This is a genomic window from Streptomyces sp. NPDC005811 (assembly GCF_040630405.1).
Lineage (GTDB): Bacteria > Actinomycetota > Actinomycetes > Streptomycetales > Streptomycetaceae > Streptomyces.
This window is the reverse complement of record NZ_JBEXXK010000015.1, coordinates 1-14,829: the sequence shown is the minus strand read 5'-3', so window position 1 is coordinate 14,829 and position 14,829 is coordinate 1. Positions and strand designations below refer to the sequence as shown.

10 protein-coding genes and 1 tRNA gene are annotated in these 14,829 nt (G+C 66.7%); 1 reads left to right on the top strand and 10 read right to left on the bottom strand.

The annotated features are described in order from the left end of the window. Positions 1 to 23: 23 nt before the first annotated feature. The 10 genes from ABZ490_RS17655 to ABZ490_RS17610 all read right to left on the bottom strand — a co-directional run bounded on the left by ABZ490_RS17655 (position 24) and on the right by ABZ490_RS17610 (position 13,293). Positions 24 to 3,920 (bottom strand): DNA-directed RNA polymerase subunit beta', encoded by a 3,897-nt coding sequence (locus tag ABZ490_RS17655; protein WP_358990481.1) that lies wholly within the window; start codon positions 3,918 to 3,920, stop codon positions 24 to 26. 94 nt (positions 3,921 to 4,014) lie between these two features. After that, complete coding sequence (gene rpoB, locus ABZ490_RS17650) at positions 4,015 to 7,500, bottom strand: DNA-directed RNA polymerase subunit beta (protein WP_340376817.1); 3,486 nt, start codon at positions 7,498 to 7,500, stop codon at positions 4,015 to 4,017. A gap of 546 nt (positions 7,501 to 8,046) precedes the next feature. Beyond that, positions 8,047 to 8,430, bottom strand: a complete 384-nt coding sequence (gene rplL, locus ABZ490_RS17645; RefSeq protein ID WP_358990942.1) for a 50S ribosomal protein L7/L12 — start codon at positions 8,428 to 8,430, stop codon at positions 8,047 to 8,049. 124 nt (positions 8,431 to 8,554) lie between these two features. Further along, positions 8,555 to 9,085 (bottom strand): 50S ribosomal protein L10, encoded by a 531-nt coding sequence (gene rplJ, locus ABZ490_RS17640; RefSeq protein ID WP_340376818.1) that lies wholly within the window; start codon positions 9,083 to 9,085, stop codon positions 8,555 to 8,557. Between the two features lie 296 nt (positions 9,086 to 9,381). Further along, on the bottom strand, positions 9,382 to 10,296 hold the full coding sequence (locus ABZ490_RS17635) for a hypothetical protein (protein WP_358990477.1): 915 nt from the start codon (positions 10,294 to 10,296) through the stop codon (positions 9,382 to 9,384). 165 nt (positions 10,297 to 10,461) lie between these two features. After that, a complete protein-coding gene (gene rplA / locus ABZ490_RS17630) occupies positions 10,462 to 11,187 on the bottom strand; it encodes a 50S ribosomal protein L1 (protein WP_358990475.1) in 726 nt (241 codons plus the stop codon). 82 nt (positions 11,188 to 11,269) lie between these two features. Continuing rightward, the gene (rplK, locus tag ABZ490_RS17625; protein WP_055631380.1) at positions 11,270 to 11,704 is read right to left on the bottom strand and encodes a 50S ribosomal protein L11; all 435 of its coding nucleotides are present in this window, start codon (positions 11,702 to 11,704) and stop codon (positions 11,270 to 11,272) included. 176 nt (positions 11,705 to 11,880) lie between these two features. Further along, positions 11,881 to 12,744, bottom strand: coding sequence for a transcription termination/antitermination protein NusG (gene nusG / locus ABZ490_RS17620; RefSeq protein ID WP_358990471.1), 864 nt, complete (start codon positions 12,742 to 12,744; stop codon positions 11,881 to 11,883). Between the two features lie 80 nt (positions 12,745 to 12,824). Continuing rightward, complete coding sequence (gene secE, locus ABZ490_RS17615) at positions 12,825 to 13,112, bottom strand: preprotein translocase subunit SecE (RefSeq protein ID WP_067249250.1); 288 nt, start codon at positions 13,110 to 13,112, stop codon at positions 12,825 to 12,827. 108 nt (positions 13,113 to 13,220) lie between these two features. Continuing rightward, positions 13,221 to 13,293: transfer RNA gene (locus ABZ490_RS17610), tRNA-Trp, on the bottom strand. Between the two features lie 213 nt (positions 13,294 to 13,506). Between ABZ490_RS17610 and ABZ490_RS17605 the strand changes: the two genes are divergently transcribed. Next, a complete protein-coding gene (locus tag ABZ490_RS17605) occupies positions 13,507 to 14,733 on the top strand; it encodes a pyridoxal phosphate-dependent aminotransferase (RefSeq protein ID WP_358990467.1) in 1,227 nt (408 codons plus the stop codon). The last annotated feature ends 96 nt before the right edge of the window (positions 14,734 to 14,829 follow it).

The window sequence follows — 14,829 nt, the reverse complement described above, 5'->3', positions numbered from 1 at the left end:
GCGTTCTACGCGTCTACTCGTTCTTACTGGTTGTACGGACCGTAGTCGTAGTCCTCCAGCGGGACGGCCTGGCCGGAGCCGGTGCCGAACGGCGAGTAGTCGATGTCGTCGTAGCCGACGGCCGAGTACATCGCGGCCTTCGCCTCCTCGGTCGGCTCGACCCGGATGTTGCGGTAGCGGGACAGACCCGTACCGGCCGGGATGAGCTTACCGATGATGACGTTCTCCTTGAGGCCGATGAGGCTGTCGGACTTGGCGTTGATCGCCGCGTCCGTCAGGACTCGGGTCGTCTCCTGGAAGGAGGCGGCCGACAGCCAGGATTCCGTCGCCAGCGAGGCCTTGGTGATACCCATCAGCTGCGGACGACCGGAGGCCGGGTGACCGCCCTCCTGGACCACACGACGGTTCTCGGTCTCGAACTTCGAGCGCTCGACCAGCTCACCGGGCAGCAGCTCGGCGTCGCCGGACTCGATGATCGTCACACGGCGCAGCATCTGCCGGATGATGATCTCGATGTGCTTGTCGTGGATCGACACACCCTGCGAGTTGTACACCTTCTGGACCTCGCCGACCAGGTGGACCTGGACGGCACGCTGACCCAGGATGCGCAGCACGTCGTGCGGGTTGGTGGCACCCACGGTGAGCTTCTGGCCCACCTCGACGTGCTCGCCCTCGCTGACCATCAGACGGGCACGCTTGGAGATGGGGTAGGCCATCTCGTCGCTGCCGTCGTCCGGGGTGATGACGATCTTCTTGGTCTTCTCGGTCTCCTCGATCCGCACGCGGCCGGAGGCCTCGGAGATCGGGGCGACACCCTTCGGGGTACGGGCCTCGAAGAGCTCGACGACACGCGGCAGACCCTGGGTGATGTCGTCACCGGCCACACCACCGGTGTGGAAGGTACGCATCGTCAGCTGGGTACCGGGCTCACCGATGGACTGGGCGGCGATGATGCCGACCGCCTCACCGATGTCGACCAGCTTGCCGGTGGCCAGCGAGCGGCCGTAGCACATGGCGCAGGTGCCGACGGCGGACTCGCAGGTCAGGACCGAGCGGGTCTTGACCGTCTCCACGCCGTGCCGGACCAGCTCGTCGATGAGCACGTCGCCGAGGTCGGTACCGGCCGGGGCCAGCACCTTGCCGTCGACCACGATGTCCTCGGCGAGGCAGCGGGCGTACACGGACGTCTCGACGTTGACCGTCTTGCGCAGGACACCGTCCTCGCGCTCGGCGATCGCCAGCTTGAGGCCGCGCTCGGTGCCGCAGTCCTCCTCGCGGATGATGACGTCCTGCGAGACGTCCACCAGACGACGGGTGAGGTAACCCGAGTCGGCGGTACGCAGGGCGGTGTCCGCCAGACCCTTACGGGCACCGTGCGTGGAGATGAAGTACTCCAGCACGGACAGGCCCTCACGGAAGGACGCCTTGATCGGACGCGGGATGGTCTCGTTCTTCGCGTTCGACACCAGACCACGCATACCGGCGATCTGCCGCATCTGCATCATGTTTCCTCGGGCACCCGAGTCAACCATCATGAAGATGGGGTTCGTCTTGGGGAAGTTCTCGTTCATCGCCTCGGCGACCTCGTTGGTCGCCTTGGTCCAGATCGCGATGAGCTCCTGCGTGCGCTCTTCCTTGGTGATCAGACCGCGCTCGTACTGCTTCTGGACCTTCTCGTCCTGCGCCTCGTAGCCCGCGACGATCGCCTTCTTCGCCTCGGGGACGACGACGTCGGAGATGGCCACGGTGACACCGGAACGGGTGCCCCAGTAGAAGCCGGCCGACTTCAGGTTGTCGAGCGTCGCCGCCACGATGACCTTGGGGTAGCGCTCGGCCAGGTCGTTGACGATCTCGCCGAGCTGCTTCTTGCCCACCGAGTAGTCGACGAACGGGTAGTCCTCGGGCAGCAGCTCGTTGAAGAGCGCACGGCCCAGGGTGGTGCGCAGCCGGAAGGTGTCACCGGTCTGGTACTCCGGCTCGCCCTCCTCGACCGCCGGCGGGGTCCAGCCGCGCGGCGGGATGGTGCCCACCGGGAAGCGGATGTCGATCGCCGACTGGAGCGCCAGCTCACCGGCGTCGAACGCCATGATCGCCTCGGCCGTGGAACCGAAGGCCCGGCCCTCGCCCTTGGTGTCGCGCAGCTCGCCGTCGGTGGTGAGGAAGAACAGACCGAGGACCATGTCCTGGGTCGGCATCGTCACCGGACGGCCGTCGGCGGGCTTGAGGATGTTGTTCGAGGACAGCATCAGGATGCGGGCCTCGGCCTGCGCCTCCGCGGACAGCGGCAGGTGCACGGCCATCTGGTCACCGTCGAAGTCCGCGTTGAACGCGGTGCAGACGAGCGGGTGGATCTGGATGGCCTTGCCCTCGACCAGCTGCGGCTCGAAGGCCTGGATGCCGAGGCGGTGCAGGGTGGGCGCACGGTTCAGCAGCACCGGGTGCTCGGCGATGACCTCTTCGAGGACGTCGTACACCACGGTGCGGCCGCGCTCGACCATCCGCTTGGCGCTCTTGATGTTCTGCGCGTGGTTCAGGTCGACCAGGCGCTTCATCACGAACGGCTTGAAGAGCTCCAGCGCCATCGCCTTCGGCAGACCGCACTGGTGCAGCTTGAGCTGCGGACCGACGACGATCACGGAACGCGCCGAGTAGTCGACACGCTTGCCGAGCAGGTTCTGACGGAATCGACCCTGCTTGCCCTTCAGCATGTCGCTGAGGGACTTCAGCGGGCGGTTGCCGGGGCCCGTCACCGGGCGGCCGCGACGACCGTTGTCGAAGAGGGCGTCAACAGCCTCCTGAAGCATGCGCTTCTCGTTGTTGACGATGATCTCGGGTGCGCCGAGGTCGAGGAGCCTCTTCAGACGGTTGTTGCGGTTGATCACACGGCGGTACAGGTCGTTCAGGTCGGAGGTCGCGAAGCGGCCACCGTCCAGCTGCACCATCGGACGCAGGTCCGGCGGGATGACCGGGACGCAGTCCAGCACCATGCCCTTGGGGCTGTTGCTGGTCTGCAGGAACGCGGAGACGACCTTCAGGCGCTTGAGCGCGCGGGTCTTCTTCTGGCCCTTGCCGGTCCGGATGATCTCGCGGAGCTTCTCGGCCTCCTCGTCGAGGTCGAAGGACTCCAGGCGCTTCTGCAGCGCCGCGGCACCCATCGAGCCGTCGAAGTAGGTGCCGAAGCGGTCGCGCAGCTCGCGGTAGAGCAGCTCGTCGCCCTCGAGGTCCTGGACCTTGAGGTTCTTGAAGCGGGTCCACACCTCGTCGAGACGGTCGATCTCGCGCTGGGTGCGGTCGCGCAGCTGCTTCATCTCGCGCTCGGCGCCTTCGCGCACCTTGCGGCGCACATCGGCCTTGGCGCCCTCGGCCTCGAGCTCGGCAAGGTCGGTCTCGAGCTTCTTGGCGCGGGCCTCGAGGTCGGCGTCGCGGCGGTTCTCGACCTGCTGGCGCTCCACGGAGACATGCGCCTCCAGGGAGGGCAGGTCGCGGGTACGGCGCTCCTCGTCGACGTACGTGATCATGTACGCCGCGAAGTAGATGACCTTCTCGAGGTCCTTGGGAGCCAGGTCGAGCAGGTAGCCCAGCCGGCTCGGGACACCCTTGAAGTACCAGATGTGCGTGACGGGAGCGGCCAGCTCGATGTGGCCCATCCGCTCACGGCGCACCTTGGCGCGGGTCACCTCGACGCCGCAGCGCTCACAGATGATGCCCTTGAAGCGGACGCGCTTGTACTTGCCGCAGTAGCACTCCCAGTCCCGGGTCGGACCGAAGATCTTCTCGCAGAAGAGTCCGTCCTTTTCGGGCTTGAGGGTGCGGTAGTTGATGGTCTCGGGCTTCTTGACCTCGCCGTGGCTCCACTGACGGATGTCGTCAGCGGTGGCCAGACCGATCCGGAGCTCGTCGAAGAAGTTGACGTCGAGCACTATGCGTCAATCCCTCTCAGGGTTGTAAGTCTTGGGGTCTGAAACGGGGGTCCCGGGGCCGGAGGCCTTCTGGATGAAGGCCTCCGGACTCCCGTCAGACCTCTTCGACGCTGCTCGGCTCACGCCGGGACAGGTCGATGCCGAGCTCCTCCGCAGCGCGGAAGACGTCCTCGTCGGTGTCACGCATCTCGATGGACATACCGTCGCTGGACAGCACCTCCACGTTCAGGCAGAGCGACTGCATCTCCTTGATGAGCACCTTGAAGGACTCGGGGATGCCGGGCTCGGGGATGTTCTCGCCCTTGACGATGGCCTCGTAGACCTTCACGCGGCCGGTGACGTCGTCGGACTTGATGGTCAGCAGTTCCTGGAGCGCGTACGCGGCGCCGTAGGCCTCGAGGGCCCACACCTCCATCTCACCGAAGCGCTGGCCACCGAACTGCGCCTTACCACCCAGCGGCTGCTGGGTGATCATCGAGTACGGACCGGTCGAGCGGGCGTGCAGCTTGTCGTCGACCAGGTGGTGCAGCTTCAGGATGTACATGTAGCCGACCGAGATCGGGTCCGGGAACGGCTCACCGCTGCGGCCGTCGAACAGCCGCGCCTTGCCGGACGGGAGCACCATGCGCTCGCCGTCGCGGTTGGGGATGGTGTGCTGGAGCAGACCCGCCAGCTCGTCCTCACGGGCGCCGTCGAAGACCGGGGTCGCGACGTTGGTGCCGGGGGCGACCTGGTCGGCGCCGATCACCTGGAGGCGCTGCGCCCACTCGTCGGCGAGACCGGAGACGTCCCAGCCGCGGCTGGCGAGCCAGCCGAGGTGGATCTCCAGGACCTGTCCCGGGTTCATTCGGGACGGCACACCGAGCGGGTTGAGGATGATGTCGACCGGGGTCCCGTCCTCGAGGAACGGCATGTCCTCGATGGGCAGGATCTTGGAGATGACACCCTTGTTGCCGTGGCGGCCGGCGAGCTTGTCACCGTCGGTGATCTTGCGCTTCTGCGCGACGTACACCCGGACCAGCTGGTTGACGCCGGGCGGCAGCTCGTCGCCCTCCTCGCGGTCGAAGACGCGGACGCCGATGACCTTGCCGATCTCGCCGTGCGGCACCTTCAGCGAGGTGTCACGGACCTCACGGGCCTTCTCACCGAAGATGGCGCGCAGCAGACGCTCCTCCGGCGTCAGCTCGGTCTCGCCCTTGGGCGTGACCTTGCCGACGAGGATGTCGCCGGCGACGACCTCGGCACCGATACGGATGATGCCGCGCTCGTCGAGGTCGGCGAGGACCTCCTCGGAGACGTTCGGGATGTCCCGGGTGATCTCCTCGGGGCCGAGCTTGGTGTCACGGGCGTCGACCTCGTGCTCCTCGATGTGGATCGAGGAGAGGACGTCGTCCTGCACGAGGCGCTGCGACAGGATGATCGCGTCCTCGTAGTTGTGACCCTCCCACGGCATGAACGCCACGAGCAGGTTCTTGCCGAGGGCCATCTCGCCGTTCTCGGTGGCCGGACCGTCGGCGAGGACCTGGCCCTCGATGATCCGGTCGCCCTCGTTGACGATGACCTTCTGGTTGACCGAGGTGCCCTGGTTGGAGCGGGCGAACTTGGCCAGGCGGTACGTGATGTACGTGCCGTCGTCGTTGGTCGTGGTGATGTAGTCCGCGGAGACCTCCTGGACCACACCCGCCTTCTCGGCCTTGACCACGTCGCCGGCGTCGACGGCGGAGCGGTACTCCATGCCGGTGCCGACGAGCGGGGACTCGCTCTTGATGAGCGGCACGGCCTGACGCATCATGTTCGCGCCCATGAGGGCACGGTTGGCGTCGTCGTGCTCGAGGAACGGGATCATGGCGGTCGCGACCGACACCATCTGGCGCGGCGAGACGTCCATGTAGTCGACGTCGTCACCGGGGACGTAGTCGACCTCGCCGCCACGGCGGCGGACCAGGACGCGGTTCTCGGTGAAGCGCAGGCCCTCGTCGAGCGTGGCGTTGGCCTGCGCGATGACGAAGCGGTCCTCCTCGTCGGCCGTCAGGTAGTCGACCTCGTCGGTGACCTGGCCGTCGACGACCTTGCGGTACGGGGTCTCGACGAAACCGAACGCGTTGACCCGGCCGTAGGAGGCGAGCGAGCCGATCAGACCGATGTTCGGGCCTTCGGGCGTCTCGATCGGGCACATGCGGCCGTAGTGCGAGGGGTGCACGTCACGGACCTCGAAGCCGGCCCGCTCACGGGAGAGACCACCGGGGCCAAGAGCCGACAGACGGCGCTTGTGGGTGAGACCCGACAGCGGGTTGTTCTGGTCCATGAACTGCGACAGCTGGCTGGTGCCGAAGAACTCCTTGATGGAGGCGACGACCGGCCGGATGTTGATCAGGGTCTGCGGCGTGATCGCCTCGACGTCCTGGGTGGTCATGCGCTCGCGGACGACGCGCTCCATACGGGCCAGACCGGTGCGGACCTGGTTCTGGATGAGCTCGCCGACGCTGCGCAGACGACGGTTGCCGAAGTGGTCGATGTCGTCGGTCTCGACGACGATCGTCTGACCGCTGTCGCCGACCGTCTCGGTCTCGCCGGCGTGCAGCTTGACCAGGTACTTGATCGTCGCGATGACGTCCTCGACGGTCAGGACACCGGCGTCCAGCGGCGCGTCCGCGGCCAGCTTCTTGTTGACCTTGTAGCGGCCGACCTTGGCGAGGTCGTAGCGCTTGGGGTTGAAGTAGAGGTTCTCGAGCAGCGTCTGCGCGGCCTCACGCGTGGGGGGCTCGCCCGGACGGAGCTTGCGGTAGATGTCGAGCAGCGCGTCGTCCTGGCCCTGGGTGTGGTCCTTCTCCAGGGTGGCGCGCATGGACTCGTACTCGCCGAACTCCTCGAGAATCTGCTCGGTCGTCCAGCCGAGCGCCTTCAGGAGGACGGTCACGGACTGCTTGCGCTTGCGGTCGATGCGGACGCCGACCATGTCGCGCTTGTCGATCTCCATCTCCAGCCAGGCACCCCGGGACGGGATGATCTTGGCGGAGAAGATGTCCTTGTCGGACGTCTTGTCGATCGAGGAGTCGAAGTAGACACCCGGCGAACGGACCAGCTGCGACACCACGACACGCTCGGTGCCGTTGATGACGAACGTGCCCTTGTGGGTCATGAGCGGGAAGTCGCCCATGAAGACCGTCTGGGACTTGATCTCGCCGGTCTCGTTGTTGGTGAACTCGGCCGTCACGAAGAGCGGGGCCGCGTACGTGAAGTCACGGTCCTTGCACTCGTCGATGCTGTTCTTCGGCGGCTCGAAACGGTGGTCGCGGAAGGTCAGCGACATCGACCCGGAGAAGTCCTCGATCGGGGAGATCTCCTCGAAGATCTCCTCGAGGCCGGACTTGGTGGGGACGTCCTGACCGTTGTCCAGAGCCTCCTCGACCCGACTCTGCCAAGCGGTGTTGCCGAGCAGCCAGTCGAAGCTCTCGGTCTGCAGCGCGAGCAGGTTCGGAACCTCGAGAGGCTCCTTGATCTTTGCAAAAGAGATGCGCAGCGGGGCGGTGCTGGCGGCGTTGTTCGTATTCGCGGTCGAGGCGTTGCGCGAGGCGGCCAAGAGGGGGTCCTTCCGAGGGCTCGGACTCACTACGCGCGTACCGGCCCCTCTCCTGCACACGGAGACGGAAAATCCCAGGTCAGGGATGATCGTGTCGTCGATGTCAAGGGAGGGCAGACCCCTGGTGACGGACAGGGGACAGCTAACAGGCAGCGCAAAGGGTCAGTGTAGCCACTCGGCACACTGATGTCCAGTCCCGTTTTTCAGAGACCCTTGCTGCCTTCAACGCCTGCGCCACATCCTGCCTTCAACGCGTTGATACTGCCCTCTTCGCCGTCGATCCATGCCTCGGATTCGGATCCTTGTGACGACGCGTCCTGAGAATTGCGCGCTGCGTGCGGTTCGTCAAGGCCCCCCTGCGTAAACCCGGGCCGCGGGAGACACGACGAAGATCACCATACCCCCCGCCGTCACGGGTGCAAGGCAACCGTGGCCGACCTCCGGGAACGCGGAAGAGCGACCACCCAGATGGATGATCGCTCTTCGGCGCTTACGCGTTACAGGCTCGCTGAGCCCGAGTTCCGGACCCGGAGGGCCCGGAGGGTGTTACTTGACCTCGACGGAGGCGCCGGCGCCCTTGAGGGACTCGGCGGCCTTCTCCGCGGCCTCCTTGGTGACCTTCTCGAGAACGGGCTTCGGGGCGCCGTCCACGAGGTCCTTGGCCTCCTTCAGACCCAGCGAGGTCAGCTCACGCACGACCTTGATGACCTGGATCTTCTTCTCGCCGGCGCCGGTGAGGACGACGTCGAACTCGTCCTGCTCCTCGACGGCCTCGGCGGGCGCGGCCGGACCGGCCGGACCGGCGACGGCGACCGCGGCGGCGGCGGTGACGTCGAACTTCTCCTCGAACGCCTTCACGAACTCGGAGAGCTGGATCAGGGTCATGTTCTCGAACTCGGCGAGCAGTTCGTCCTGGGTGAGAGCCATGATGGCTTTCCTTCCACTAATTTCGGCTGGTGCCGGATGTACATGTCTGGCGGGCGTACGTTCGGCCCGCTACGACCCCCTGCCTCAGGCGGGCTGCCTGGAGGCGGCGGTCATTACGCGAGCCGAATTACTCGGCACCGCCCTGCTCGGCCTGCTTGGCACGAAGCGCCTCCGCGGTGCGGACGAACTTCGACGGGAGCGCCTGGAAGACCTGAGCAGCCTGCGTCTGCTTGCCCTTCATGGCGCCCGCCAGCTTGGCGAGCAGAACCTCGCGGGACTCGAGGTCCGCAAGCTTCTTGATCTCGTCGGCGGACAGCGCCTTGCCGTCAAGGACACCGCCCTTGATGACGAGGTTCGGGTTGTCCTTGGCGAAGTCACGAAGACCCTTCGCCGACTCCACCGGGTCACCGGTGACGAAGGCGACCGCCGTCGGACCGTTGAACAGGTCGTCGAGCGTCGTGATCCCGGCCTCGTTGGCCGCAATCTTGGTCAGCGTGTTCTTCACCACGGCGTACTGGGCGTTCTCACCGAGCGAACGGCGCAGCGTCTTGAGCTGCGCCACGGTGAGACCCCGGTACTCGGTCAGCACGGCGGCGTTCGAGCTACGGAACTGCTCCGTGAGCTCGGCCACCGCGGCAGCCTTGTCGGGCCTTGCCATAGAGCGTCGGCCTCCTTCCGGGTGATGAGGACCGCTCGGAAGGGGCTGGGACAGACGAAACGCCCCGGCGCAGGCGCACGGGGCGTAGCTCGACCGAACGAGAACCGTCTGAAGACGGGATCCGGGCCGGGAGCACTTCCACAGTCACCTGCGCGGGTCGTCCGCATATCAAGCGGATCCTTCGGCCGCCGGACCCTCTCGCGAGAGCACGGCAACGACCAGCGGTCTTTGGCTTCGGTAGGAGCGTACGGGAGACGGACGCCGTCAAGCAAATCCGCCCGTAGGGGGCCGCCGGCTCAGCCGCCCGACTGCTGCTTCACCAGCTCGGTGAAGTCGGCCGTGTCGCTCGCCGGGGGCGCCTCGACCGCCACCTCGGTGCCGTAGTCGCTGTAGTAGGCGGTCTGGCTGTACGCGCCCGCCGTGGTCTCGCCCTTCTCCACCTTCTTGACCAGCAGGTCCTGGTCGTCGACCCAGATGTCGACGGTCTCGGTGGTGACGCCGGCCTGCTCCAGCGTCTTCTTCAGGTCGTCGAGCTGGCTTTGGCTGAGGCTGGAGTTCTTCTCCGCGAGGTCGGCCACGTCGACCGTCCCCGCATAGTGCGTGGTCCGCTGTCCGCGCACCTTCTCCTCGCCGACCTTGCGGACGTCCCCGGAGGCCAGCAGGAGCTTCACCGACTGGTTCGGGGTGGTGTTCTGCATCTGGTCCTTCAGATACGCCCCACTGCTGCCCGCGAGGCTCTCCAGGTCGTCGTAGGCGTACTTGATCCAGTGCTTGCCGCCGGACTGCTGGGCGAAGGCGTCGCCCATCCGGGCGTAGTAGGCGTCGGGGAGGTAGCGGGCCTCCATCGAGTCGCTGCCCATCTGGCGCATGGTGTCGGCCATGGTGCCGCCCGTGTACGTGATGGTGAGCCGGCCGGTGAGGCCGTCGCCCCAGGCGAGGGAGCCGTCGGCCGTCATGGACATCACCGAGCCCATGGTCGTGGTCGACTCGACCTTGGCGGAGTCGGCGCCGTCGGTGGACTTCTCGGCGGTCCGCAGCGCGGCGATGGGGTCGAACCGCGCGCCCTCCGAGCCGCCGGAGGAGCCCTTGGAGCCCGAGGAGGAGCCCGCCGAGCTCCCGGAGTCCCCCGAGGCCTGGCAGGCCGTCACTCCGGCCAGCAGGCTCATCGCCGCGATGGACAGCCCCGCCGTCCGCACACATGTGCGCTTCATCCGCCCCACCCCCATGAGAGTCCCGTGATTGCACGGTAACGCACCGCACTGACAGTCGTACGAGAAAAACCTCTGTGCCAGAAAGGCCTCTGTGCCAGAAAGGGACGAGCCCCGCACCTCGAAAGGTTGCGGGGCTCGTCGCCGACCGAAAAGGAACCGTCAGGTTCAGACCGCGGCCGGGTCCTCCTCGACGAGGAGGTTGCGGGTGCGGTTCGGGTCGACCAGGATGCCGGGGCCGATCGTGGTGCTGATCGCGGCCTTCTTGATGTAGCGACCCTTCGCGGCGGACGGCTTGAGACGCGTGATCTCCTCGAGCGCCGCGGCGTAGTTCTCCACCAGCTTGTCGTCCTCGAAGGACGTCTTGCCGATGATGAAGTGCAGGTTCGAGTGCTTGTCGACGCGGAACTCGATCTTGCCGCCCTTGATCTCGGTGACGGCCTTGGCCACGTCGGGGGTGACGGTGCCGGTCTTCGGGTTCGGCATCAGGCCACGGGGACCGAGCACGCGGCCGAGGCGGCCGACCTTGCCCATGAGGTCCGGGGTGGCGACGACGGCGTCGAAGTCCAGACGGCCCTTCGCGACCTCGTCGATCAGTTCGTCGGAGCCGACGATGTCGGCGCCCGCGGCCTCCGCGGCCGCAGCACGGTCACCGGTCGCGAAGACCAGGACCCGGGCGGTCTTGCCGGTGCCGTGCGGCAGGTTCACGGTGCCACGGACCATCTGGTCGGCCTTGCGCGGGTCGACACCCAGACGGAAGGCGACCTCGACGGTGCCGTCGAACTTCGAGGTGGAGGTCTCCTTGGCGAGACGGACGGCCTCGAGCGGGGCGTAGAGCTTCTCCCGGTCGACCTTGGCGTCCGCAGCGCGGAGAGACTTGCTGCGCTTGCTCACTACTGCTCCTGATGTGTCTGAGGAGTCGTGGTACGGGCCGAGCAGGCCCTGCCACTACTGCTGAGGTACGGGGTGGTGAAGGTCAGCCCTCGACCGTGATGCCCATGGAACGGGCGGTGCCGGCGATGATCTTCGCGGCGGCGTCCAGGTCGTTGGCGTTCAGGTCGGGAAGCTTGGTCGTGGCGATCTCACGGACCTGCGCCTCGGTGATCTTGGCGACCTTGGTCTTGTGCGGCTCGCCCGAGCCCTTCTCCACACCGGCGGCCTTGAGGATCATCTTCGCGGCCGGCGGGGTCTTGGTCACGAAGGTGAAGGAGCGGTCCTCGTAGACCGTGATCTCCACCGGGATGACCCAGCCACGCTGCGACTCGGTCGCCGCGTTGTAGGCCTTGCAGAACTCCATGATGTTGACGCCGTGCTGACCGAGCGCGGGGCCGACCGGCGGGGCCGGGTTCGCCGCACCGGCGTTGATCTGGAGCTTGATGAGCCCCGTGACCTTCTTCTTCTTGGGAGGCATTACTCTCCGGGTCCTTTCATTCGGGTCCATGCCCGCGCCAGGGAACCAACCGAACGCAGGCATACCGCACAACGATAACGGGTAGAGATGCGCGGCCAAAAACCGAGCAGGTCAGACAAGCTGTGACAGCCCGCCTGACCTGCTCGGAAGTTCTGTCCGGAAGAAGCCGGAAGACGCTAGTTCTTCTGGATCTGGTCGAACGACAGCTCGACCGGGGTCTCGCGCCCGAAGATCTCCACCAGGCCCTTGACCTTCTTCGAGTCGGCGTTGATCTCGTTGATCGTGGCCTGCAGCGTGGCGAACGGACCGTCGGTGACGGTGACCGAGTCGCCCACCTCGAAGTCCAGCACCTGGACCTCGACCTTGCGCTGCGGAGCCGGCTTGCCCTCGGCCTCGGCGGCCTCGCGGGCGGCCTTCTCCTCGGCCTCCGGGGCGAGCATCTTGACGATCTCGTCCAGGGTCAGCGGGTACGGGTCGTAGGCGTTGCCCACGAAGCCGGTGACACCGGGGGTGTTGCGGACGACGCCCCAGGACTCGTTCGTCAGGTCCATGCGGACCAGGACGTAACCCGGGAGCTTGTTCTGGCGGATCGTCTTGCGGTCGCCGTTCTTGATCTGGACGACCTCTTCCTGCGGCACCTCGGCCTGGAAGATGTAGTCCTCGACGTTCAGCGAGACGGCGCGCTGCTCCAGGTTGGTCTTCACGCGGTTCTCGTAGCCGGCGTAGGTGTGGATCACGTACCACTCGCCGGGCAGGGTGCGCAGCTCCTCGCGCAGGGCGGTGACGGGGTCGACGGGCTCGGCCGGCTCTTCTTCCTCGGCCTCGAGCTCGTCCTCGGCGTCCTCCGACTCCTCGGAGTCGTCCTCGACCTCGTCCTCGGCGTCCTCGTCCTCGAGGTGGAGCGCTGCTTCCTCCGCGGCCTCGCCCGCCTCGGCGTCGGCAGCCTCGAACTCGTCCACCTCGTCCGCGCCCTCGACGATGTCGAGCTCGTCGTCGACCTCGTCGGGCTCGATGGCGTCGTTCAGGTTCTGGTCAGACACGGTGGCTGCTTCTTCCTGGATACAGAGGGGTGGAACATGCGAAAGGGGCGCCGGTAACCTCGGCGCCCTTCGCTGTCGGCTCAGCCGAAAACGTACTTCGCGGCGTGGCTGAGTCCATAGTCAATCACGGTCACCAGGCCGATCATGACGACCACGAACACGATGACCACGGTCGTGTATGTCGTCAGCTGTCCGCGAGTGGGCCAGACGACCTTGCGGAGTTCCGCGATGATCTGGCGGTAGAAGAGAGCGAGGCGCTTCAGCGGGCCCTTCTTGGCGCGCTTTCCGCCCTTCCGCCCCTTCTTCTTGGCCTCAGGCAGCTCATCCTGGGCATCAGGCGTGTCGATGGAGCCCACGGCATCCGCCATTCGTCCTCACCTGTTCCCGGGTCGTGGCCGTGCCGCGCCCGGTCTGAGCCGCACGGCGGTGCATTGCTGTACGTACATGCGCACACATCCTGGCGAAGGAGTGTGTAGCAGGGCCGGAGGGACTTGAACCCCCAACCGCTGGTTTTGGAGACCAGTGCTCTACCAATTGAGCTACGACCCTTTGTGTGTCCCCAACGTACCGCATCCGACCGAGTGCTCGGTGTGCACCGGCAGTCGCGGCTGTTGAAGGCCAACGACGGATGAGTGTACGTGGTCCTGGGCGTGAGGTCGAACGGAAAGTGGTCTTGGACGAAATCAGTCTGATGTTCAGCCAGTTGCCCAGTGGGTGAAACCCGTGTGCCGGGCGGGTTTCCGGTCTGAAACCATGGGCCGTATGAGCGCTGCAACCCCTCCCACCGAGCGCCGGGTCTCCGCCCGAGTCGGCGCGATCTCCGAGTCCGCCACCCTCGCCGTGGACGCCAAGGCCAAGGCCCTGAAGGCCGCCGGACGTCCGGTGATCGGCTTCGGCGCCGGTGAGCCCGACTTCCCGACGCCGGACTACATCGTCGAGGCCGCCGTAGAGGCCTGCAAGAACCCCAAGTACCACCGCTACACGCCGGCCGGCGGTCTGCCCGAGCTGAAGGCCGCGATCGCCGCGAAGACCCTGCGCGACTCCGGCTACGAGGTCGAGGCCTCGCAGATCCTGGTCACCAACGGCGGCAAGCAGGCGATCTACAACGCGTTCGCCGCGATCCTCGACCCGGGCGACGAGGTCATCGTCCCGGCGCCGTACTGGACGACGTACCCGGAGTCGATCCGTCTCGCCGGCGGTGTGCCGGTGGAGGTCGTGGCCGACGAGACCACCGGCTACCGGGTCTCGGTCGAGCAGCTGGAGGCCGCGCGCACCGAGAAGACCAAGGTCGTGCTGTTCGTCTCCCCGTCCAACCCGACCGGCGCGGTGTACAGCGCCGCCGAGGCCGAGGCGATCGGCCGCTGGGCCGTCGAGCACGGCCTGTGGGTGCTGACGGACGAGATCTACGAGCACCTGGTCTACGGCGACGCGGTGTTCACGTCCCTGCCGGCGATCCTGCCCGAGCTGCGCGACAAGTGCGTGGTCGTGAACGGCGTCGCCAAGACGTACGCGATGACCGGCTGGCGCGTCGGGTGGATCATCGGCCCGAAGGACGTCGTCAAGGCGGCGACGAACCTCCAGTCGCACGCCACCTCGAACGTCTCGAACGTGGCCCAGGTCGCCGCGATCGCCGCCGTCTCGGGCGACCTGTCGGCGGTGGAGAAGATGAAGGAGGCGTTCGACCGGCGTCGTAGGACGATCGTGCGGATGCTGAACGAGATCGACGGCGTGCTCTGCCCGGAGCCCGAGGGCGCGTTCTACGCGTACCCGTCGGTCAAGGCGCTGCTCGGCAAGGAGATCCGCGGCAGGCGCGCGCAGAGCAGCACCGAGCTGGCGGAGATCATCCTGGACGAGGCCGAGGTCGCGGTCGTCCCGGGTGAGGCCTTCGGCACGCCGGGCTATCTGCGGCTGTCGTACGCGCTGGGCGACGAGGACCTCGTCGAGGGCGTGAGCCGCATCCAGAAGCTGCTGGCGGAGGCCCGGGACTGACGTCCGGCTCTCCACGGGGGGGGGGGGGTGCGGGGAGAAGGATATCAAAGACACCCACCAAATGATTACCAGCGAAGCCCAGGAGCGGCCATAAGC